Raw genomic sequence first — 19,610 nt, 5'->3', positions numbered from 1 at the left:
TCCTCACCTGCCATTGCCACCAATCTTGCAAGAAGCCGGGTAAATGCCGGTACGTAAACCCGCAGGTTTGATTCGCCGTCAGGCGTAATCGAACATTCGCGTAAATCGATTCTTCCATGATAACGGCAAGCCCTATCCCACCTCTGACTGGCCGCTGGAACAACCGTGTCTCGTGTGTCCGATTGGGCTTCGCTCATCAAACCTGCATCAGACGGTGAGATGCGGTGTATGCAAATGGGCACCGAGCGTCACGAAACTCAACATTTATCGAACATCAGTCTCAACCTGCTGGTATGCAGGTTGAGTTTTTGTTGATAGATATATTTACAACTGTTGCAAATCGCTTTCTTTTTAAGCTAAAACATCCCATATTACTTGGCCTACCCTATTATATAGTTGAACAATAAGCTAAAGATATATATATTAATTACATTAAATGCAATTAGGCTGCAGCATGGAAAAACTGGATTTTATCTCCTGGCAACTGGAACGAACGAGAGGAAAGCGATTCGAAAATTATGTCATAACTCGAATTTGGCATCTGCTGAATGATTTGGAAATCAAAATCATCACTCAACAATATGTAGCAAGGCCATATGGTAGAGCGTTGACAGACCTATACTTCCCTCAATTATCACTACATATTGAAGTCGATGAGCCTCACCATTTGACGCAAGTTGAACAGGATCGGCTAAGAGAAAATGACATTATCAATGCCACTGGACATCAGATTATAAGAATTGACACCTCAAGAGGAATTGACAAACTCCACGAGGACATAGATCAAGCTGTTCTTCTAATCAGGAAAATGAAACAGCAGAAATCCAACTTTATTAAATGGGACATGGAAATGGAACAATCATCCAAGACATATATAGAACGCGGTTATATTGACTTAAGTGATGATGTGGCCTTCGATAAAATAGTGAGTGCAGTAAACTGCTTCGGTCATAACTATGCGGGGTGGCAACGAGGGGGTGCCTCTCACGGGATAGAAGAAAATACTATCATTTGGTTTCCCAAGTTATTTCCAAACGGGGAGTGGGAAAATAATATATCTGATGATGAAACCACTATTTACGAGAGGAATATCGATAATGAAAAAGCTAAAGCCCACATATTAAAAACAATAGACGATGGGATCCACACCAGAATTGTATTTGCGAAAGTAAAAGATAATTTTGGCAAGACAAAATATAGATTCAAAGGAAAATACGTTCTTAATATTGAACAGACCAACTTCACAACGGGCTTGGTTTGGGATCGTATCGCAAGCAGAGTCAAGACATATAAACCCAAAGACTGAAGTCAATTAAACTCGTAGGTTCGATTAGCCGTCAGGCGTAATCGGACGTTCGCGTAAATCGACTCTCCCGCCATATCGGCCAGCCGCATTTCTCCTCCGGCTGGCCAACCCTGACTCACGCAATAACCGGAACAACAGCATCTCGATCGCCCGATAACGCAGCGCGACTCGAGCCGACAAACGGCGGTGGTTTGCGGTGCATGCTGCTTGGCGCTGATCGGCCATTGCCCTTTGCGGGCCGCGGACGGGCCCAAAGCGGCATTTGGAGTGGATGGATGTCGGTATAAGTTAAAATTGGGTCATTTAACACAAATCCATAAATTCAGCTTATAGCGAGCCGGTTGGCCGCTTTACAGCCCACTGGCAGCCCTCGCGGACGCCGCCAAGGGGTCCCCCGATCCGCAGGGATAACCCAGGGGCTCGCTAAGCGAAGCGGCATCATGACCGACTGGCCCCTCAGCCACACCGACATGCCCTAAATGCTGGCACTGGATGCCCGCCGTACCAGCAGCGGGGTTTCGCCGCTGATGCGGGCCACGTCGAGCTTGAGCTGGTCGACCCGGGCCGGGTCCTGCTCGCACAGATAGAGGACGTAGTGGGGCTCGCCATCCCGGCTCTTTTGTACCGCCTCGAAGGTGACGTTCTGCTGGCGCGCCCAGCGGCGCCACTTCTCGACGTTGTGCGTCTGCTTGTAGACGCCGATCTTGAGCTTGGCCGGTTGTGCGCGGCGAGCGACCACCGGCTGCGGGATGACCGTTTCACGCGGCGGAAAGGCCAGCTCTATGGCATACACGACCTCGGGCGGGTCAATATCGGCCACGCCGATCTCCGCCAGCGGTTGCAGGCCGCTTGCCGCGAGGGGGAGGGTGGCAAGGTGCGAGCGGGCAATAAAGGTGAGCGAGGCCAGCAGCGCCAGACTGGTGCAGATCAGCGCGCCAACCAGCGTGGTGCTGGCGCGAGCTGCCGGGATCGGCTGCCCCTGTGGTTGGGCATCTCCCTGCACCTCTGCCCGCTCCTCTTGCTGCCTCGTCCCTGTCGCAACGGCAGGCCCGGCGAGGGTGGTAACAGGCGTCGCAGCCGGGGATAACGCAGAGGGCACAGCCGTGGCTGGCACGGTATCGCAAGCAGGCGCGAGCGCACTGCTCTTGGCTGCGCCGGACGACGGGGTAAGGGCTATCGGGCTGACCTGCCGAACGGGCAGTGACAGCAGGGATTTATTGGTGGGTTTCACGCTCTCGGTTCCAGATTCGGCAGCTGGCGCAGGATTGCCAGACTGTCAGCCTCCCGGCGGCGCCAATCCGGCAGCCTGCTCGGGGCGGCGGGCATTATCGGAGAGCACCCTTGTACCGGAGCTTAAGGAGTGACGGCTTTTCCGGTGGCGAACGCCATGAAAAAGGGCTGACATCGCGGCCAGCCCTTTGGCTATCCGACCCTTGCCGTGCCTAGCGCTGCGGTCTGGTCATCTCCTGCAACAGCTGATCGATGCAGCCCACCACCTGTTCGGAGTTCTGCTCGATCTCGCGGTAGAGGGCCTCCGCCTCTGCGTGCTTGTGCTGATTTTTCAGCTCGATGACCTGCTGGATCACCTGATGCAGTCTGGCGTGGGGGGTGGCGATCGCCTTGAAGGCCGGTTGAGAACTGCAGCAAGATGCCCCTTCGCTGAAGTACCAGCGGCCGAGGCGGCACTCCTTGTCACTGACCGCTTCGCTGCGCGACAGCCCCTCCTGCCCATCCAGATAGGCACGCACCCGGGTCTTCCAGCCCAGATGGGCGGCACGAGCGCGGGTCAGCACCATCCGCACGTTGGAACCATCCTGAAACTGCCCGGCCAGATCCCCCAGCTTGTCCACCAGGGCCGCCACATGGGTAGCAATCTGGGCGGTGTCTCGCGCCACCAGCGTGGTGGCCTGAGAGATCTCGTGGACGCTGACGATATTGCGGGTGATCTCGTCGCTCACCGAGGATTGCTCCTCCGAGGCGGCGGCGATCTGGGCGTTCATGTCGCGAATGCTGTTGACCGCCCCCTTGATTCGGCTGAGAGCCTCCCCCGCCTGATTGGCCCGCGCCACCGACTCCCCCGCCCGCGAGACGCTGTGCTCGATCATGGTCACCGTTGCGCCCACCGCCCGTTGCAGCTGCTCGATGGTGCCACGGATCTCGGCGGTGGAGTGCTGGGTACGGCCCGCCAGCGAGCGCACCTCGTCGGCCACCACCGCAAAACCGCGTCCCTGCTCACCGGCCCGGGCTGCTTCGATGGCGGCGTTGAGGGCCAGCAGGTTGGTCTGCTCGGCAATGGACTGGATCACCGCCAGCACAGTGCCAATCTGCTCGCTGGCCTTGGCGACCTCTTGCACCGTGTTGCCCGCGCTGGCGATCTCCTCGGCCAGCTGTTCGATCATGCTGACGCTCTGCTGCACCACCCCATCGCCGGTGGCCGCCTGATTGTCTGCCTCGCTGGCCGCTTCGGCTGCCTGCGCCGTGTTGTTGGCCACTTCGTGTACTGTGCTGGTCATCTCGGTCATGGCGGTGGCGAGCTGGGTGGTCTGCTCCTGCTGGCGCGTCATGCTGCCCAGATTGCCCGCCGCACTGCGCGACAGCCGCTCGCTCTCGCCAGCCAGTTCGCCCAACGTGGTGGTGAGCTGGCTGATGGTGTCGCGGATCTTGCCGACGAAGGCATTGAACGCCGCGCCGAGGCGGCGGGTCTCCTCCGGCCCGGCCACCGGCAGCATGCTGCCGAGATCGCCGGAACCGTTGGCCAGCGCCTCCAGCGCCTTGACACTGTCGAGCAGCGGGCGGCTAAGACGCGCCAGCAGCAGCACCAGCGCAACTGCAATCAGGGCAGTGCCAAGCAGCGCGATCATCACCATCTGCCAACTCTGACGTGCCAGCGCGGCTGCAACCACGCTGTGATCCCGCGCCAGTTCGATCACCCCGACCGCCTTGCCGGAGAAGTCGCGCAGCGGCGCCACCATCACCAGAAAATCGCTCCCCTGCTGCTTGATGGTGGTGAAGCGGCTCTCGCCCGCCAGCACTCCCTGATACCAGTCACCCGACTCGTTGAGCATGGATGTGCCGGTCAGCATCACAGGTTTGCCCTGTTCAAACAGATAGATGGCGAGCCGACTGTTCTGGCCGAGCAGATCGGCAAACAGCGAAGCATCGAGGGCGCGGCCAAACTCCACCGAGCCGACCGGCTGACCATTGAAGGTGACCGGCACCACGCCGCGGATCCCGGTGCCGCCCTGACCGGTCTCCAGCCCGCCCACCGGCTGATGGTTGCGGTTCACCTCGACCACCGCCAACCGGGTAGTGGAGAGGTCGTCGCCATGGTTCGCGGGTTTGTGCACCCGATAAAGGGAGGTGGCCGGGGGAACGTGGAAGTGAAACTGCTGGATCCCCTGCGCCTTGAGGGCGGGCCAGAGCGGGTCGAACAGGCTGGCAAGGGCCTGCCAATCCTTGTCGGCCACCGCCTTGGCGGCATCCGGCCGCTGGGCGATCAGGGTCGCCGCCAGCACAGTTTCATGGCTGGCATTGCGGATCACCGATTCGATATTTTGCAGTTCGGTTTGCAGTGCGCCCTGTTCCGCCGTCACCGCCCGCTGGCGGTTTTCAAACAGGTTAAAAGTGAGCAGCACCACGGCGAGCAACACGATGCCACTGATTGCCAGCAGCGTGATCTGGTGACCCAGCTTGCGAGGGGGGAACATAAGACACCATCCTTGACAGTCATACCCAACTTACAGCATGGAACGGATAAGGCAGGCGCCCCTCAGTACTTGTCTCTTTGTTGATATCGATCAAACGAGTAACAGACAAACTGCGAGGCGGCTCAAATGGTTGAAATAATTGCCAGCCGGGCTGGAATTGGGTCTGCGGGCTGCACGTTAAAAGCAAACCCCCCATAAACAAAAACCCCCTCGTGACAGAGGGGGTTTTTCATTTTGGCAACGGGTGCGGGATTAACGCAGCGGTTTGACCGAGCGACGGATAATCAGCTCGGGCTGAACCGTCATTGACTCGACATCCAGCTCTTTGTTGCGGATCCGGCTGACCAGATGCTTTACCGCCAGCTGGCCCAGCTCGGCCTTCGGGTGACGGATGGTGGTCAGCGGCGGGCTGGAGAAGCGCGCCATCGCCACGTCGTCATAACCGATGACGGAGATGTCGTCCGGCACCTTGATACCGACTTCCCATGCGGCACAAATTGCGCCGATTGCCATGGGGTCATCGAAAGCAAAGACCGCGGTCGGACGAGGCTGCATGGCCAGGATGCGCTGCATGGCATCAAAGCCGCTCTGGCTCTCGTAATCCCCTTCAATGATCTGTTCATCTTTCAGGGTCAGACCATGTTCACCCAGGGCATCACGCACCCCGTCCAGTCGCTGCTGGGTGGTCTGTTTGGCGAGCTGCCCCGTGATGCAGACGATATCGCGGTGCCCCAGCTCCAGCAGATGGCGAACGGCCATGCGGGCGCCGATGCGGGCGTTGTCGTTGATCACGTTGGCGAAATCGCACTCCGTGCCCCAATCCAGTACCACCTGCGGCACGTTCTTGTGGATGCGCAGCATGTCACGCAGCGGGGTGTCGATATCGGTACCCAATACCAGCAGGCCATCCACCCGTTTTTCCATCAGCATTCTCAGGTAATGCTGTTGACGGGGTGGCTGGTTTTCGGTGTTACAGAGGATCAGGCTGTAGCCCTGTTCGAAGCAGTACGCTTCAACCCCTTGCACCACTTCTGCAAAGAAGGGGTTTACGCTGGTGGTCACCAGCATGCCAATGGTCTTGGTCGAATTTATTTTAAGGCTGCGCGCCACCGAGTTGGGCGCGTAGTTGAGTTCTGCCACCGCCTCAATCACCTTCTGGGTCGCGTCTTCGCTGACCCGCCGAGTGTGGTTGAGCACATGTGAGACGGTGGAGATGGATACGCCTGCGCGCGAGGCGACATCCTTGATAGTGGCCATCTCTGTCTCCTGACTGTCAAAGGCGGAACAGTAGCAGATTTCCCGAATAAAGGCTTGGTTTTAACGAGCTCTGCCACGGAATTGTCAATGCTGGCTAATTTAGGCACTCATTTCTGTTTGCGCAAATGGATTGTGGTCAAAATGGGAGCGTCATCAGAGTAAAATATCGCCAGATTAATCCGCTGCTATTTCTCCAACCCGCCCTTGGTTACGTAGATGTTAAGTTTAATAATTAACATTAAACTCTGACATCCTGTAAATAACAGGTCATTTATTTCAAAATAGCCTGTTGAATCCCCCTCTGGTTAGTATCTTTAACAGCTTGTTATTGCCCCGTGAGGAATGATAGAACCTTATCTATTGCCGGATATGCGGGATGTAGATCCGGAATGGCACACGGGAATGAAACAATCCACTGATTAAGGGACGAATCAATGCATAAGTTGAGCAAAATCACAGTAGGCGCAGCGGTTTCTTTGGCTCTGTTTGGATCGATCTCCATCGCCCATGCGGCTGACACCATCAAGATCGGTATCGCCGGTCCGCTCACCGGTCCGGTCGCCCAGTATGGTGACATGCAGTTCACCGGCGGCAAGATGGCGGTCGAGCAGATCAACAAGGCGGGCGGCATCAAGGGCAAGCAGATCGAAGCGATCGTCTATGACGATGCGTGCGATCCCAAGCAAGCGGTCGCGGTCGCCAACAAGGTGGTAAACGACGGCGTCAAATTCGTGGTCGGCCACCTCTGCTCCGACAACACCCTGCCCGCTTCCGACATCTATGAAGATGAAGGGATCCTGATGATTACCCCCGCCTCCACCAACCCCAAGATCACCGAGCGCGGTTACCAGCTGACCCTGCGCACCATCGGTCTGGATAGCGATCAGGGCCCGACTGCCGCCAAATACATCATCGAACAGGTCAAACCGAAGCGCGTCGCCGTTATCCACGACAAGAAGCAGTATGGCGAAGGCATTGCCTCCAGCGTGAAAGCCGCGCTGGACAAGGCTGGCGTGAAAGTGGTGGCCTTTGAAGGGATCACCGCCGGTGACAAGGACTTCTCCGCCCTGATCGCCAAGCTGCAGAAAGAGAACGTCGATTTCGTCTACTACGGCGGCTACCACCCGGAGCTGGGTCTGATCCTGCGTCAGGCTGGCGAAAAGGGGCTGAAAACCAAGTTCATGGGCCCGGAAGGGGTGGGTAACAAGGATATCTCCGCCATCGGCGGCCCGGCTTCCGAAGGCCTGCTGGTGACCCTGCCGAACAAATACGATCTGGTGCCTGCCAACGCCCCGCTGGTTGCGGCGTTCAAGGCCAAGGGTCAGGACTCCTCCGGCCCGTTCGTCTGGACCACCTATGCCGCGGTGCAAACCCTGGCTGCCGGTATCGCCAAAGCGGGTGAAGATGACCCGGCCGCCGTTGCCGCCGCCATCAAGGCCGCTCCGATCGATACCGTGATGGGCCCCCTGACTTGGGCACCGAACGGTGACCTGAAAGGCTTCGAATTCGGTGTGTTCCAGTGGCACGCTGACGGTACCTCCAGCCAACTCAAATAATCTGCCGATCGGGGGTGAGCCTCACTCACCCCCTCCTCTCTTTGCGGGCAAGTACAGGGAACGCAGTATGTCCGAACACCTCCTTTATCTGGTTCAGCAGTTGCTGAACGGATTAACCATAGGCAGCACCTATGCGTTGATCGCCATCGGCTACACCATGGTCTATGGCATCATCGGCATGATCAACTTCGCCCACGGCGAGGTTTACATGATCGGCTCCTATGTCGCTTTCATGGTGATGGCGGGGCTCATGATGATGGGCATCGACAGCACCTTTCTACTGCTGGGGGGCGCCTTCCTGGTCAGTATCGTCATCACAGGCACCTATGGCTGGACCATCGAGCGGGTTGCCTACCGGCCGCTGCGCGGCGGCAACCGGCTGATCCCCCTCATCTCCGCCATCGGCATGTCGATCTTCTTGCAGAACATGATGCGGATGGCCCAAGGATCCCGGGATATCGCCATGCCCACCCTGATCTCCGGTGGCTGGACCCTGGGGGGCGAGGATGGTTTTCAGGCCAGCCTCTCCTATATGCAGCTGATCATCTTCGTGGTGACCTTCATCACCATGCTGGCGCTGACCCAGTTCATCAACCGCTCCCGCATGGGCCGCGCCTGCCGCGCCTGTTCGGAAGATATCAAGATGGCCAACCTGCTGGGGATCGACACCCACGTGGTCATCTCCATCACCTTCGTGCTGGGGGCCGCGCTGGCCGCCGTGGCCGGGGTGCTGCTCGGCATGTATTACGGCGTCATCAACCCCTATCTCGGCTTTATGGCCGGTCTGAAGGCCTTCACTGCGGCCGTGCTGGGCGGTATCGGCAGCATTCCGGGCGCCGTACTGGGTGGCCTGCTGCTGGGGGTGGTTGAAGCGCTCACCGCCGGTTATCTCAGCACCGAGTACAAGGATGTGATGGCGTTTGCCCTGCTCATCTTTGTGCTGCTGTTCATGCCCACCGGCATTTTGGGTCGTCCGGAGGTCGAGAAGGTATGAAACGCCAATCTATGCATGCTCTCGTGCTGCTGTTTATGTCCATATGCAGCATTCTCGGTCGTCCGGAAGTGGAGAAAGTGTGATGAAACGTCAATTTATCCACGCCTGTATCGCCAGTCTGGTACTGCTGGTGCTCTCCTTCTGGCTGCTCGGCTTCAAGCTGGAGACCGAAGGCTCCCGTCTGTTGGTAGTGAGCCGCCTCGATGTGTCGCTGGCCTGGCTGCTGGGTGGCGCCACCCTCGTATTCTGGTTCCAGATGCTGCGCGGCCAGATTGCCAAGCTGTTTCAGGCCTCCATCAGCGGCTTCTCGGTCGGCTTCAACAAGCTGGTGCTGCCGAGCCCGGAAGAGGCGCCCAAGCTCTATAACCTCACCGCCGTGCTGGTGCTGCTGTTCGCGGTGAGCTGGCCCTTTATGGCCTCTCGCGGCGCCATCGATCTCGCCACCCTCACCCTGATTTACATCATGCTGGGATTGGGGCTGAACGTGGTGGTTGGCCTCGCCGGTCTGCTCGATCTCGGCTATGTCGGCTTCTACGCGGTCGGCGCCTACAGCTATGCCCTGCTCAACACCTACTTTGGGCTGAGCTTCTGGGAGTGCCTGCCCATCGCCGGGCTGATGGCCGCCACCTTCGGCTTCCTGCTCGGCTTCCCGGTGCTGCGGCTGCGGGGGGACTATCTGGCCATCGTCACCCTGGGTTTTGGCGAGATCATCCGCATCCTGCTCAACAACATGACCACCCTGACCGGCGGCCCGAACGGGATCTCCGGCATTCCCAAACCGACGCTCGCTGGTCTGGAATTCAACCGCACCGTCAAGGATGGGGGCTTTGATACCTTCCACAACTTCTTCGGCATTACCTACAACGCCAACCACAAGGTGATCTTCCTCTACCTGATGGCACTGGTACTGGTAGTGGCGACCCTGTTCGTCATCAACCGCCTGCTGCGGATGCCGCTGGGCCGTGCCTGGGAAGCGCTGCGGGAAGACGAGATCGCCTGCAAATCGCTGGGACTCAACCCCACCATCATCAAGCTGACCGCCTTCACCATCGGCGCCACCTTTGCCGGTTTCGCAGGCAGTTTCTTTGCCTCGCGGCAGGGCTTTATCAGCCCGGAATCCTTCGTCTTTATCGAGTCGGCCATCGTGCTGGCGATTGTGGTGCTGGGTGGCATGGGCTCGCAGATCGGGGTGGTGCTGGCCGCCATCGTGATGACGGTGTTGCCGGAGCTGGCCCGCGAGTTCAACGAGTACCGCATGCTGATGTTCGGCCTCTTGATGGTGTTCATGATGATCTGGCGGCCACAAGGATTGCTGCCGATGACCCGTCCGCATCTGGAGTTGAAGAAATGAGCACTCATCAGAAGTTATTGGAAGTCTCTGATCTGTCGATGCGCTTCGGGGGCCTGCTGGCAGTCAACGGGGTAAAACTGGATATCGACAAGGGCGAGGTGATCTCCATCATCGGCCCCAACGGCGCGGGCAAGACCACCATCTTCAACTGCCTGACCGGCTTCTACTGCCCGAGCGGCGGCACCATCCGCTACAAGGGTGAGGAGATCCAGGGGTTGCCCGGCCACCTCATCGCCCGCAAGGGGATTGTGCGTACCTTCCAGCATGTGCGGCTGTTCAAGGAGATGACGGCGGTGGAGAACCTGCTGGTTGCCCAGCACCAGCACCTCAACACCAACTTTATCGCCGGTCTGTTCAAGACCCCGGCCTTTCGCCGTGCCGAGCAGGAGGGGCTGGAGCAGGCCGCCTTCTGGCTGGATAAAGTGGGGCTCAAGGATCTCTCCAACCGCGCCGCCGGCAATCTGGCCTACGGCCAGCAGCGCCGCCTCGAGATCGCCCGCTGCATGGCGACCCGTCCCGAGCTGCTGATGCTGGACGAACCGGCCGCAGGACTCAACCCGAAGGAGACCGACGAGCTGGACGAGCTGATCATGAGCCTGCGGGACGAGTTCGGGGTCTCGGTGCTGCTTATCGAGCACGATATGAAGCTGGTGATGGGCATCTCCAACCGCATCTTCGTGGTCAGCCAGGGCACGCCGCTGGCCCACGGCAAGCCGGATGAGATCCGCAACAACCCGGCAGTGATCAAGGCCTATCTGGGCGAATCGTAGGACCCAAGGAGTCACGATGTTAGAACTTCGCAACGTATCGACCCACTACGGCAAAATTCAGGCGCTGCACGATGTCAGCGTCGAGGTGAAAGAGGGGGAAATCGTCACCCTGATCGGCGCCAACGGCGCGGGCAAAACCACCCTGCTGATGACCCTCTGTGGCGAGCCCAAGCCCAGCAGCGGCTCCATCTGGTTTGAGGGGGAACAGATCAGCTCCCTCACCACCGCCCGCATCATGCGCAAGGATATCGCCGTGGTGCCGGAGGGGCGCCGTATCTTCGCCCGCCTGACGGTGGAGGAGAACCTGCTGATGGGTGCCTTCTTCGTCGACAAGGCCGAACAGCATGGCCTGCTGGATCAGGTGTTCACCCTGTTCCCGCGGTTGCACGAACGGCTGGAACAGCGGGCGGGGACCATGTCCGGCGGCGAGCAGCAGATGCTGGCTATCGGCCGCGCCCTGATGAGCAAGCCGCGCCTGCTGCTGCTGGATGAACCCTCGCTGGGGCTGGCCCCCATCGTCATCCAGCAGATCTTCGACACCATAGAGCAGCTGCGCCAGAAGGGGATGACCATCTTTCTGGTGGAGCAGAACGCCAACCAGGCGCTCAAGCTGGCCGACCGCGGCTATGTGCTGGAGAACGGCCACGTGGTGCTGCAAGACACGGGCGCCGCCCTGCTGGCCAACCCGGCGGTACGGCAGGCCTATCTCGGTGGCTGACCGGCGTGTCGACCCTCATCCATCACCACAAGGGAGCCGCTGGCTCCCTTATCTTTTGTGGGGTTAGTTTGCGCCCCGGCTTGCGGTACACTGGCCCGTAATCAACCTATTCGCAGGACATCTCAATGGACCAGTTTGCCCATATCAGTGCCCATGATGCCCACCAGAAACTGAGCGCGGGTGAAGCCCGTCTGGTGGATATTCGCGACCCGCAATCCTTTGAAGCGGCCCATGCAGTCGGCGCCTTCCACCTCACCAATGGCACCTTGGTGCGCTTTATGAATGAAGTGGATTTCGATACCCCGGTCATCGTGATGTGCTATCACGGCAACAGCAGTCAGGGGGCCGCCCAATACCTGTTGCAACAGGGCTATGACGAGGTTTACAGTCTGGATGGCGGCTTCGAGGCGTGGCGCAAAACCTTCCCCATCGAGGCAGGCGAAGCATGATCCAGCTGCTGGTGCTCGATAACGCCCGCATGGCGCAGGCGCTGGTAGACTATCTGGCGACGCTGGGCATCTCGTGCGAGCTGACCCAGTCCGAACTGGGGGTCACCATCTGGCTGGCTGACGAGCAGCGTCTCGCCCAGGCCCAGCTGGAGGTGAAACGATTCCTGACCGAGCCGAACCACCCGCGCTATATGGAGGCCTCCTGGCAGTCCGGCCGAGCCGATGCCCGCATCGACTACAGCAAGGGGATGACAGATCCCATCACCGATTTCCTCCATCAGGCGGGGCCACTGACGCTGGTGGTGATCATCGCCTGTCTGGCCATCTACGGCATCGATGCCATCGGTCTGCCCATCTACGACGAGCTGGCCTTCCACCCGACCCTGGCCCAGTTCACCGACTGGCAGGCATGGCGCTATTTCACCCCCGCCCTGATCCACTTCTCGGTGCTCCATCTGGTGTTCAACTTGCTCTGGTGGTGGTATCTGGGGGGCCAGATCGAGCAGCGCCTCGGCAGCGGCAAGCTGCTGATCCTGCTGCTGGTGGGCGCCGCCCTGCCCAATATCGCCGAGTTCTTTGCCAGCGGCCCGCTGTTTGGTGGCCTCTCCGGCGTGGTCTATGCCCTGCTCGGCTACTGCTGGCTGCGCAGCAAGCTGCAACCGACCTGTGGCCTTACCCTGCCACCGGCGCTGATGGGTTTTATGCTGTTCTGGATGGTGCTCGGCTTCTTCGACATGCTCGGCACCAGCACCGCCAATATCGCCCACCTGACCGGTCTGCTGGTCGGCCTGCTGCAAGGCTGGCTGGATCGCAACCACCAGCCGGGCTGATTTTTCAGCTACCGCAGAAACGAGAACGCCGCCCCGAAGGGCGGCGTTTTTTTACGCTCTGGGCAGTTACTGCTTGAGCAAACTCTTGCCATTCACGGTTACTTGTACCGCATTGCCACCACTCATAAAGAAGCTGGCAAATTGCGACTGCAACTCGGCGGTAACGGCACCTGCCTGATCGAAGTTCTCGTCAGGGGCCAGCAGCGAGCTATGGCCCCCCGCAACAAACTGCGCCCCATGGTGCACGGAGCCCAGATAACTATCGGTCAACGGTTTTAATCCCAGCACCCGGAACAGCGGCTCGGTCCCACCCAGCGGCGCAGAGGCGATGCTGTTGGGGATCACCTGATCCGGCAAGCTGAGCGCTCCATCGCCAACAATTTCGGTGGCGAACAGCGGGAAGTTCTTGGCGACGCCACTGCCAAGGTTGATCGGATCGGCAGAGTCCAGCACCGACTGGGCGGCAAAGGTATAGCTCTGCAAGGTGCTCGCAGCCCCCGCCTGAGTGACCGCATCCAGGCTTGGCAGGAACTCGTTGACGAAGCAGCTGGCGGCTGCCGTTTTGCAGTTCGGCGCATAGGCAGTAAAGCCCGCTTTCAGCTCCGGGCTGCCCGAGGTGAGCACCCCCATCTTGATGGTCGGTCCGAAGCTCGGCGAGTTGAGCAGCAGCGGTGCGATGCCGCCACCCGGCATCGCCAGACCGCCGGTTGTAAACTCGAACAAACTATCAGCGGCGTTACCCATTTTCTGGTTGGCTACCGCCAGCAGATTGGCTCCGGCAATGGCCCCCAGCGAGTGGCCGAGGAAGTGTACCTTCAGACCGGCACCACCCAGTTGACCACCCAATCCCCGGGTGTTGGCCAGCCCAATTGCCAGCCGCAGCCCCAGCAGATCGGCCACGCTCTGTTTCAGGTTGTCCCGCGCCACCGTCAGATACCCCAGATTCAGGTAGGGAGTCGGGTTCTCGGAGGTGGTGACGGTATCCATGCTGCCACTCAAGGCATAGCCACGTTCGCCGTGCAGCGGATGATCGATCACCACCACCGCGACCTTTTTACCAACCCCCATACCCGCGCCAATTTGGCTCAGCGCCAGGGCATAGGCGTTCTCCTTGATGGAGGTGACCCCGTGCTGATAGATGATCACATCGGTAATGGTATTGAGCGGTGCGGCGGCAAAGATCCGCAGCGGTACCGATTGCACTTCGGTCAGCGCTGGCAGCGGGTTGAAACGACCGATATTGCGCTCGGCATCCAGCGGCTTGCCACCGGAGGTGAGAGTCACCCCAATCAGTTTGCTCGCCTCGGTCAGCAGTTCGCTCTGACGGCTCGGGTCGGCCATCAGCTCGCCCAGCAGAGCCGGATCCACACCCGCCCCGACCAGCCCACCGCTCACCTCGGTATCGCCCGCTTTCAGGGCGTTGGCGATGGCATAGAGGCTGGGAATGGCCCCATGCCAGGATTGGGTCTTGGCCTTGTCCCATGAACCGGCTATCGCTGGAGTAGAGAGGAAGTAAGGGAGCTTGACGGTGCCGGTGTACACCTTGGTCTGGTTGGCGACAGCGGTAAGCTGCGCACTGTTGGCAATTGTGGTTGCCAACAAGCTCTTCTGATCTGAAGGCAGGAACGGCTCACCGGCCAGTTGGGTCAGGAAATCCACGCCGCCATTAAGGCCGCTGATGGTATAGGTTGCCGGCAAGCTGGTATTGCCTTTGGCATCCTGCTTCCACAGGGAAGCGGCGTCCAGGTTCGGGCTCTTCAGCACGGCAGCAGCGGCACTCTTCACCGCCAGCAGCACATCGGCGCCAGATTGGGTGGCAAACCAGTCGGAGAAGATCACCCGATCGCTGGTGATCCCGGTGGCCTCCTTGAACAGCCCCTCCTGCAGCGAAATCAGACCGTTGATGGCCTGATCCTGCGCGCTGCTACCTGTTGTCGATTTGAAGCTGCTGTAATCACCACCGGCTTTAAGCGGCGCCCCCCGACTGTCCTTGAGGGAGTCAGTCGCCACGATCATGTAATAAGAAGAGGGATTGAGCGGCTTGAGCGGTACCAGATTGAGTTTGCCGCCGCCATCGCTCACCACAAAGTCGGTGCCATAGGTCAGAGGCTTGTTGTTCTTCACCCCGACGGGTCGCTGAGTCACCGGATCCAGCACCAGCTCGAGCAGATAGAGTGGCGCAACGGCAGAGGCATACTCGCTGGCCGCCGGTGCCGGCACAGATACACCGGTCACGGTCGCCGGTAACAGCTGGACAGGTTGCGTCGTAGACCAGCCATCGAGAGTAGAGAGGGCAGACACCGGGTTGGAGAGATCCTGCGTCTCTGTCGAAAACTTCAGGGTGCCGTCACTGGCACGGGGGGCCAGCACGCTAGGGCGGAGGCCGCTGGCGCCACTCAGGGCATAGTCGAGGGAGCTGGTGGTATCTCCCTTGTTGTCATCGCCACCACATCCGGCCAGCAGGGCGCTGACAACAGCGGCATAAATTAGCTTCTTCTTCATTTTTTGTTCTCTTTATAGGTTGTTGTCCATCACAAGCCAACGAAGCATTCACCACTTCGAACGCACAAAGTTAACATAAAACCAACAAACAACGAGACTCGTTTTGGTCATCTTCTGCTCAGGTTTGTGTCGAGAATCAAGGTTTTACGTCAACAAGGGGGCGCAAGGGTAACAACCGCGGAGGATTCACCAGACCCGACCAGCCAGCAGGCACCGTCACGACTAAAAAGCCGCCGCGATCTCGGCAAAGTGAGGGAATTGTCGGTAGAATGTCCGCCAACGCTTAAGGAGGACATCATGATCGACCCGAAGAAACTGGAAGAGATCGCCAAGCAGGTGCACAACTCCCTGCCGCCCGGCATTCGCAGCATGGGTGAAGAGGCCGAGAAGAAGATGCGTCAGGTACTGCAAGCCCAGCTGGGCAAGCTGGATCTGGTCAGCCGCGAAGAGTTCGACGTGCAGACCAAGGTGCTGCTGCGTACCCGGGAAAAACTGGCCGCCCTCGAAACCAAGCTGGCTCAGCTCGAACAGCAGCTCGGCGCCAAAGGCGAATAACAAAAACCCCAGCTCGGCTGGGGTTTTTGCTTTGTGTTGAATCGCTAAAAGTCATCACACCTGAAGCAGGTACCAGGCCCGCTTGCCGCGCGCCTTGGCCTCGTACATGGCCCTGTCGGCCACCTCCAGCGCCTGCCGGAAGGTCAATGGCTCCTCCTCCCACAGGGCGATGCCGATGCTCAACCCCACCCGCTGCGGGTGGCCGGGTTTGGGCACATAGCCGTGCATCCGGCTGATCAGGGCGTCGGCCAGTTGCGCCAGACCACGGCTCGACACATCCCGGTGCAGATGCACCACAAACTCGTCGCCGCCGTAACGGCCGCACAGGGCCGAGCCCGGCATGATAAGCCGCAGCCAGTCAGCCATCTGTTGCAACACCAGATCGCCACAAGCGTGACCCAGCTGGTCATTGATCCCCTTGAAATCATCCAGATCGATAAAGAGCAGCGCCCCCGCCCCTTGCGGCTGCTGCTGGGCGAACGCCTTGCCAAACCCCTGCCGGTTGAGCAGACCGGTCAGCGCATCGCTATTGGCGCGCTCTGCCAGCCGCAGCTCATAAGCCTTGCGCTGGGTGATGTCGATATGGGAGCCCATGATCCGCAGCGGCTTGCCATCCGCATCCCGATCGACGACACGGCCTCGATCCCACAGCCAGGTGACTTCGCCATCCGGGCTGACAGTGCGGTACTCAGCCTCGTAGAAGGGGGTTTTCCCCTCCAGGTGGTCAAAATAGTTGCCCATGGCATGGGCACGATCGTCAGGGTGAAGCTTGGCGCGCCACTGATCGAAATGGGGGGCCATGTCGCCAACCTGAAAGTTCTGCAGATTGAAAACCCGCAACTCGCCGGTGGGGATCAAGCCCTGCCAGAGGCAAATGCCGGTGCCATCAAGGGCGGCGTTAAGCTTCTCTTGCAACAGGCTGTTTTCATACTTCAGAGCGGCGATGTCAGCCTGCAAACGGGCCATTTCACCACCGTGAGGGGACGGGATCAGCGTCGCGACCCGCTCAACAGAGCCGGGCTCTCCCCTGTCATCCTCCACAGATGACCTACCCTCTTCACTTAACACTAGGCCTCCTTGTGCTTGCCCTATGGATACCCTTATCAATCCCCCACAAAGATGCCACCAGCTACGTCTGATTAGTAGCCATTCATGTCCAAAATAACGAAAAATCATGGGATAACGCGACCCTCGTCGCACCACTCGGTGCGCACCCATCGCGGTGGCAGGCAGCCCAAAAAACACAAACCCCCGGTAAAACCGGGGGCTGCATCATCCGAACGGGGGTCTCGTCAGATAAATTCGTAGGCATCACCGAAGATGCGCTCCGGCTCGGCGCCGAGGATCTTGAACTCCTCCCGCGCCGCACCCGCCATCTCGAAACGACCGGCGACATAGATGTCGTAGTCGTGCAGACTGACGAAATCATCCATGATCGCCTTGTGCACCAGCCCGCTCTTGCCGGTCCAGTCAGCCTCCGGCTCCTGCACCACCGGGATGAAGGTGAGCGGCGCATAGTCACGCTCCCACTGCTGCATCTGCTCCAGCTCGTAGAGCCAGTGAGCCTGACGCACACCCCAGTAGAAGAACACCGGACGCTTGCTGCCCGTGTCGATCAGGTACTCCAGAATGGAGCGGGCGTAAGAGAAGCCGGTGCCTCCCGCCATCAGGATCAGCGGACGGGGGGATTCATCGCGCAGGAACGCCTTGCCAGCCGGCAATTCGACCTCGATCTCGCCCTGCTCGCGCATGCGGGCCAGCACCTGACCGGCGTAGGCGTTCTCGGGAGTAGCACCAATTTGCAGCTCCAGCACGCCCGGGCGGGTCGGCGAGTTGGCGATGGAGAAGGGGCGCTTGTCCGAATCGCTCATCACCACCAGCAGATACTGGCCCGGCTTGAAGCTGATCTCTTGCTGCGGCGTCAGGGCCACATGCCAGATGGTGTCGACATATTCGCGCAGTTCCTCTACGCGGCATTTGATACGTTGCATTCTTGTCCTTGTGGCGGGCTCGCTCGGCCCGCTTCGCTCATGATTTCACTGTAGGATTGGCCTGCGACCCAGACCCAATCAGTCGAGAATACCCAATTCAGTGCGGATCGCATCACTTTTTGCAGCAAAACAGCCATGTTTGGCTCAACCGAGGATATTGAGCTCATCCCAGATGGCATCGATTTTCTGCTTCACCGCCTCGTCCTGCACGATGGGCTGGCCCCACTCCCGATTGGTCTCGCCAGGCCACTTGTTGGTGGCATCCAACCCCATCTTGGAGCCGAGGCCGGAGACCGGCGAGGCGAAGTCCAGATAGTCGATCGGGGTGTGCTCAATCAGGGTGGTATCCCGTGCCGGGTCCATCCGGGTGGTGATGGCCCAGATCACATCCTTCCAGTCGCGGGCGTTGATGTCGTCATCGCACACCACCACGAACTTGGTGTACATGAACTGGCGCAGGAAGGACCAGACCCCCAGCATCACCCGCTTGGCGTGGCCCGGGTAGCGCTTCTTGATGGTGACCACCGCCATCCGGTAGGAGCACCCCTCCGGCGGCAGATAGAAGTCGACGATCTCGGGGAACTGCTTCTGCAGCAGCGGCACGAACACCTCGTTCAATGCCAGACCCAGCACAGCCGGTTCATCGGGCGGACGGCCAGTGTAGGTGCTGTGATAGATGGCATCGCGCCGCTTGGTGATGTGAGTGATGGTGAAGACCGGGAACTCATCCACCTCGTTGTAGTAACCGGTGTGATCGCCATAGGGCCCTTCCGGCGCCATCTCGCCCGGCTCCAGATACCCTTCCAGCACGATCTCGGCGCTGGCGGGCACCTCCAGATCACAGCTGATGGCCTTGATCACCTCGGTACGGCTACCGCGCAACAGACCGGCAAAGGCATATTCGGAGAGGGTATCCGGCACCGGCGTCACTGCGCCGAGAATAGTCGCCGGATCGGCGCCAAGCGCCACCACCACTGGGAAGCGCTCGCCCGGATGGGCCTCTTGCCACTCGCGAAAATCGATGGCTCCGCCACGGTGATCGAGCCAGCGCATGATCAGCTTGTTCCTGGCGATCTTCTGCTGGCGATAGATACCGAGGTTCTGTCGCTTCTTGTAGGGGCCACGGGTGATTGTGAGCCCCCAGGTGACCAGCGGTGCCACATCACCGGGCCAGCAGTGCTGGATCGGGATCTGGTCGAGATCGACCGCGTCACCCTCCTGCACCACCTGCTGGCAGGGGGCGGAAGAGAGGCGCTTGGTCGGCATGTTTAGCACCTGCTTGAAGATCGGCAGCTTCTCCATCAGCTCCTTGAATCCCTTGGGCGGCTCGGGCTCCTTCAGATAGGAGAGCCAGACCCCGACCTGGCGCAGGGCGCTCACGTCTGGCTGGCCCATGCCCATGGCAACCCGATCCGGCGTACCGAACAGGTTGGTCAGCACCGGCATGGTGTAGCCTTTGGGATTTTCGAACAGCAGAGCCGGACCACCCGCACGCAGGGTGCGATCGCTGATCTCGGTCATCTCCAGATAGGGATCTATCTCGCGAGTGATGCGCTTGAGTTGTCCGTTTTGTTCCAGCTGCGCGATGAAATCACGCAAATCCTTGTATTTCATGCAAGTTCCC

The 19,610-nt window shown here is 59.5% G+C and carries 16 protein-coding genes; 9 read left to right on the top strand and 7 right to left on the bottom strand.

Features of this window, described 5'->3' with window-relative positions:
• Positions 1 to 454: 454 nt before the first annotated feature.
• Positions 455 to 1,306, top strand: a complete 852-nt coding sequence (locus LD28_RS0104860; protein WP_033135893.1) for an AbaSI family restriction endonuclease — start codon at positions 455 to 457, stop codon at positions 1,304 to 1,306.
• A 475-nt stretch (positions 1,307 to 1,781) separates the two neighbouring features.
• Here the strand turns inward: LD28_RS0104860 and LD28_RS0104855 are convergent, their stop codons facing one another.
• The 3 genes from LD28_RS0104855 to LD28_RS0104845 form a co-directional block, all read right to left on the bottom strand.
• Positions 1,782 to 2,537, bottom strand: a complete 756-nt coding sequence (locus LD28_RS0104855; RefSeq protein ID WP_156120107.1) for a hypothetical protein — start codon at positions 2,535 to 2,537, stop codon at positions 1,782 to 1,784.
• Positions 2,538 to 2,748: 211 nt separating this feature from the next.
• Complete coding sequence (locus tag LD28_RS0104850) at positions 2,749 to 5,013, bottom strand: methyl-accepting chemotaxis protein (RefSeq protein ID WP_033135882.1); 2,265 nt, start codon at positions 5,011 to 5,013, stop codon at positions 2,749 to 2,751.
• Positions 5,014 to 5,265: 252 nt separating this feature from the next.
• On the bottom strand, positions 5,266 to 6,270 hold the full coding sequence (locus LD28_RS0104845) for a substrate-binding domain-containing protein (RefSeq protein WP_033135881.1): 1,005 nt from the start codon (positions 6,268 to 6,270) through the stop codon (positions 5,266 to 5,268).
• A 434-nt stretch (positions 6,271 to 6,704) separates the two neighbouring features.
• On the opposite strand from LD28_RS0104845, the gene LD28_RS0104840 reads away from it, so the two are divergent.
• The 7 genes from LD28_RS0104840 (at position 6,705) to glpG (ending at position 12,938) form a co-directional block, all read left to right on the top strand.
• The gene (locus tag LD28_RS0104840; protein ID WP_033135880.1) at positions 6,705 to 7,826 is read left to right on the top strand and encodes a branched-chain amino acid ABC transporter substrate-binding protein; all 1,122 of its coding nucleotides are present in this window, start codon (positions 6,705 to 6,707) and stop codon (positions 7,824 to 7,826) included.
• A 67-nt stretch (positions 7,827 to 7,893) separates the two neighbouring features.
• On the top strand, positions 7,894 to 8,820 hold the full coding sequence (gene livH, locus LD28_RS0104835; RefSeq protein WP_033135879.1) for a high-affinity branched-chain amino acid ABC transporter permease LivH: 927 nt from the start codon (positions 7,894 to 7,896) through the stop codon (positions 8,818 to 8,820).
• Between the two features lie 82 nt (positions 8,821 to 8,902).
• On the top strand, positions 8,903 to 10,171 hold the full coding sequence (locus tag LD28_RS0104830; protein WP_033135878.1) for a high-affinity branched-chain amino acid ABC transporter permease LivM: 1,269 nt from the start codon (positions 8,903 to 8,905) through the stop codon (positions 10,169 to 10,171).
• On the top strand, positions 10,168 to 10,941 hold the full coding sequence (livG, locus tag LD28_RS0104825) for a high-affinity branched-chain amino acid ABC transporter ATP-binding protein LivG (protein ID WP_033135877.1): 774 nt from the start codon (positions 10,168 to 10,170) through the stop codon (positions 10,939 to 10,941). The genes LD28_RS0104830 and livG overlap by 4 nt, the downstream gene beginning before the upstream one ends.
• Before the next feature lie 16 nt (positions 10,942 to 10,957).
• Positions 10,958 to 11,659, top strand: coding sequence for an ABC transporter ATP-binding protein (locus LD28_RS0104820; RefSeq protein WP_005339433.1), 702 nt, complete (start codon positions 10,958 to 10,960; stop codon positions 11,657 to 11,659).
• Positions 11,660 to 11,784: 125 nt separating this feature from the next.
• Positions 11,785 to 12,108 (top strand): thiosulfate sulfurtransferase GlpE, encoded by a 324-nt coding sequence (gene glpE / locus LD28_RS0104815; RefSeq protein ID WP_033135876.1) that lies wholly within the window; start codon positions 11,785 to 11,787, stop codon positions 12,106 to 12,108.
• Positions 12,105 to 12,938 carry a rhomboid family intramembrane serine protease GlpG gene (gene glpG / locus LD28_RS0104810; RefSeq protein ID WP_033135875.1) on the top strand — a complete coding sequence of 278 codons (834 nt, stop codon included), beginning with the start codon at positions 12,105 to 12,107 and terminating at the stop codon, positions 12,936 to 12,938. The genes glpE and glpG overlap by 4 nt, the downstream gene beginning before the upstream one ends.
• Before the next feature lie 66 nt (positions 12,939 to 13,004).
• On the opposite strand, the gene LD28_RS0104805 is transcribed toward glpG, so the two are convergent.
• Entirely contained in the window at positions 13,005 to 15,440 is a 2,436-nt protein-coding gene (locus LD28_RS0104805; RefSeq protein WP_033135874.1) for a VolA/Pla-1 family phospholipase, read from the bottom strand.
• 297 nt (positions 15,441 to 15,737) lie between these two features.
• Between LD28_RS0104805 and ubiK the strand changes: the two genes are divergently transcribed.
• Positions 15,738 to 15,995, top strand: a complete 258-nt coding sequence (ubiK, locus tag LD28_RS0104800) for a ubiquinone biosynthesis accessory factor UbiK (protein ID WP_033135873.1) — start codon at positions 15,738 to 15,740, stop codon at positions 15,993 to 15,995.
• Positions 15,996 to 16,049: 54 nt separating this feature from the next.
• Here ubiK and LD28_RS0104795 read toward each other — a convergent pair whose 3' ends face one another.
• The 3 genes from LD28_RS0104795 to ubiD all read right to left on the bottom strand — a co-directional run bounded on the left by LD28_RS0104795 (position 16,050) and on the right by ubiD (position 19,600).
• Positions 16,050 to 17,063 (bottom strand): GGDEF domain-containing protein, encoded by a 1,014-nt coding sequence (locus LD28_RS0104795; protein ID WP_033135872.1) that lies wholly within the window; start codon positions 17,061 to 17,063, stop codon positions 16,050 to 16,052.
• A 224-nt stretch (positions 17,064 to 17,287) separates the two neighbouring features.
• Positions 17,288 to 17,986 carry an NAD(P)H-flavin reductase gene (gene fre, locus LD28_RS0104790; RefSeq protein ID WP_033135871.1) on the bottom strand — a complete coding sequence of 233 codons (699 nt, stop codon included), beginning with the start codon at positions 17,984 to 17,986 and terminating at the stop codon, positions 17,288 to 17,290.
• A 144-nt stretch (positions 17,987 to 18,130) separates the two neighbouring features.
• Positions 18,131 to 19,600, bottom strand: coding sequence for a 4-hydroxy-3-polyprenylbenzoate decarboxylase (gene ubiD, locus LD28_RS0104785; protein WP_033135870.1), 1,470 nt, complete (start codon positions 19,598 to 19,600; stop codon positions 18,131 to 18,133).
• Positions 19,601 to 19,610: the final 10 nt, after the last annotated feature.

Source organism: Aeromonas finlandensis, assembly GCF_000764645.1.
Taxonomy (GTDB): domain Bacteria; phylum Pseudomonadota; class Gammaproteobacteria; order Enterobacterales; family Aeromonadaceae; genus Aeromonas; species Aeromonas finlandensis.
This window is presented reverse-complemented; position numbering and strand designations above follow the sequence as displayed.

What these genes read in the sequence shown, in the direction of transcription:
- LD28_RS0104860 (WP_033135893.1), top strand. Translation starts at nt 455, where the DNA reads ATGGAAAAACTGGATTTTATCTCCTGGCAACTGGAACGAACGAGAGGA.
- LD28_RS0104850 (WP_033135882.1), bottom strand. Translation starts at nt 5,013, where the DNA reads ATGTTCCCCCCTCGCAAGCTGGGTCACCAGATCACGCTGCTGGCAATC.
- LD28_RS0104845 (WP_033135881.1), bottom strand. Translation starts at nt 6,270, where the DNA reads ATGGCCACTATCAAGGATGTCGCCTCGCGCGCAGGCGTATCCATCTCC.
- LD28_RS0104840 (WP_033135880.1), top strand. Translation starts at nt 6,705, where the DNA reads ATGCATAAGTTGAGCAAAATCACAGTAGGCGCAGCGGTTTCTTTGGCT.
- livH (WP_033135879.1), top strand. Translation starts at nt 7,894, where the DNA reads ATGTCCGAACACCTCCTTTATCTGGTTCAGCAGTTGCTGAACGGATTA.
- LD28_RS0104830 (WP_033135878.1), top strand. Translation starts at nt 8,903, where the DNA reads ATGAAACGTCAATTTATCCACGCCTGTATCGCCAGTCTGGTACTGCTG.
- livG (WP_033135877.1), top strand. Translation starts at nt 10,168, where the DNA reads ATGAGCACTCATCAGAAGTTATTGGAAGTCTCTGATCTGTCGATGCGC.
- LD28_RS0104820 (WP_005339433.1), top strand. Translation starts at nt 10,958, where the DNA reads ATGTTAGAACTTCGCAACGTATCGACCCACTACGGCAAAATTCAGGCG.
- glpE (WP_033135876.1), top strand. Translation starts at nt 11,785, where the DNA reads ATGGACCAGTTTGCCCATATCAGTGCCCATGATGCCCACCAGAAACTG.
- glpG (WP_033135875.1), top strand. Translation starts at nt 12,105, where the DNA reads ATGATCCAGCTGCTGGTGCTCGATAACGCCCGCATGGCGCAGGCGCTG.
- LD28_RS0104805 (WP_033135874.1), bottom strand. Translation starts at nt 15,440, where the DNA reads ATGAAGAAGAAGCTAATTTATGCCGCTGTTGTCAGCGCCCTGCTGGCC.
- ubiK (WP_033135873.1), top strand. Translation starts at nt 15,738, where the DNA reads ATGATCGACCCGAAGAAACTGGAAGAGATCGCCAAGCAGGTGCACAAC.
- fre (WP_033135871.1), bottom strand. Translation starts at nt 17,986, where the DNA reads ATGCAACGTATCAAATGCCGCGTAGAGGAACTGCGCGAATATGTCGAC.
- ubiD (WP_033135870.1), bottom strand. Translation starts at nt 19,600, where the DNA reads ATGAAATACAAGGATTTGCGTGATTTCATCGCGCAGCTGGAACAAAAC.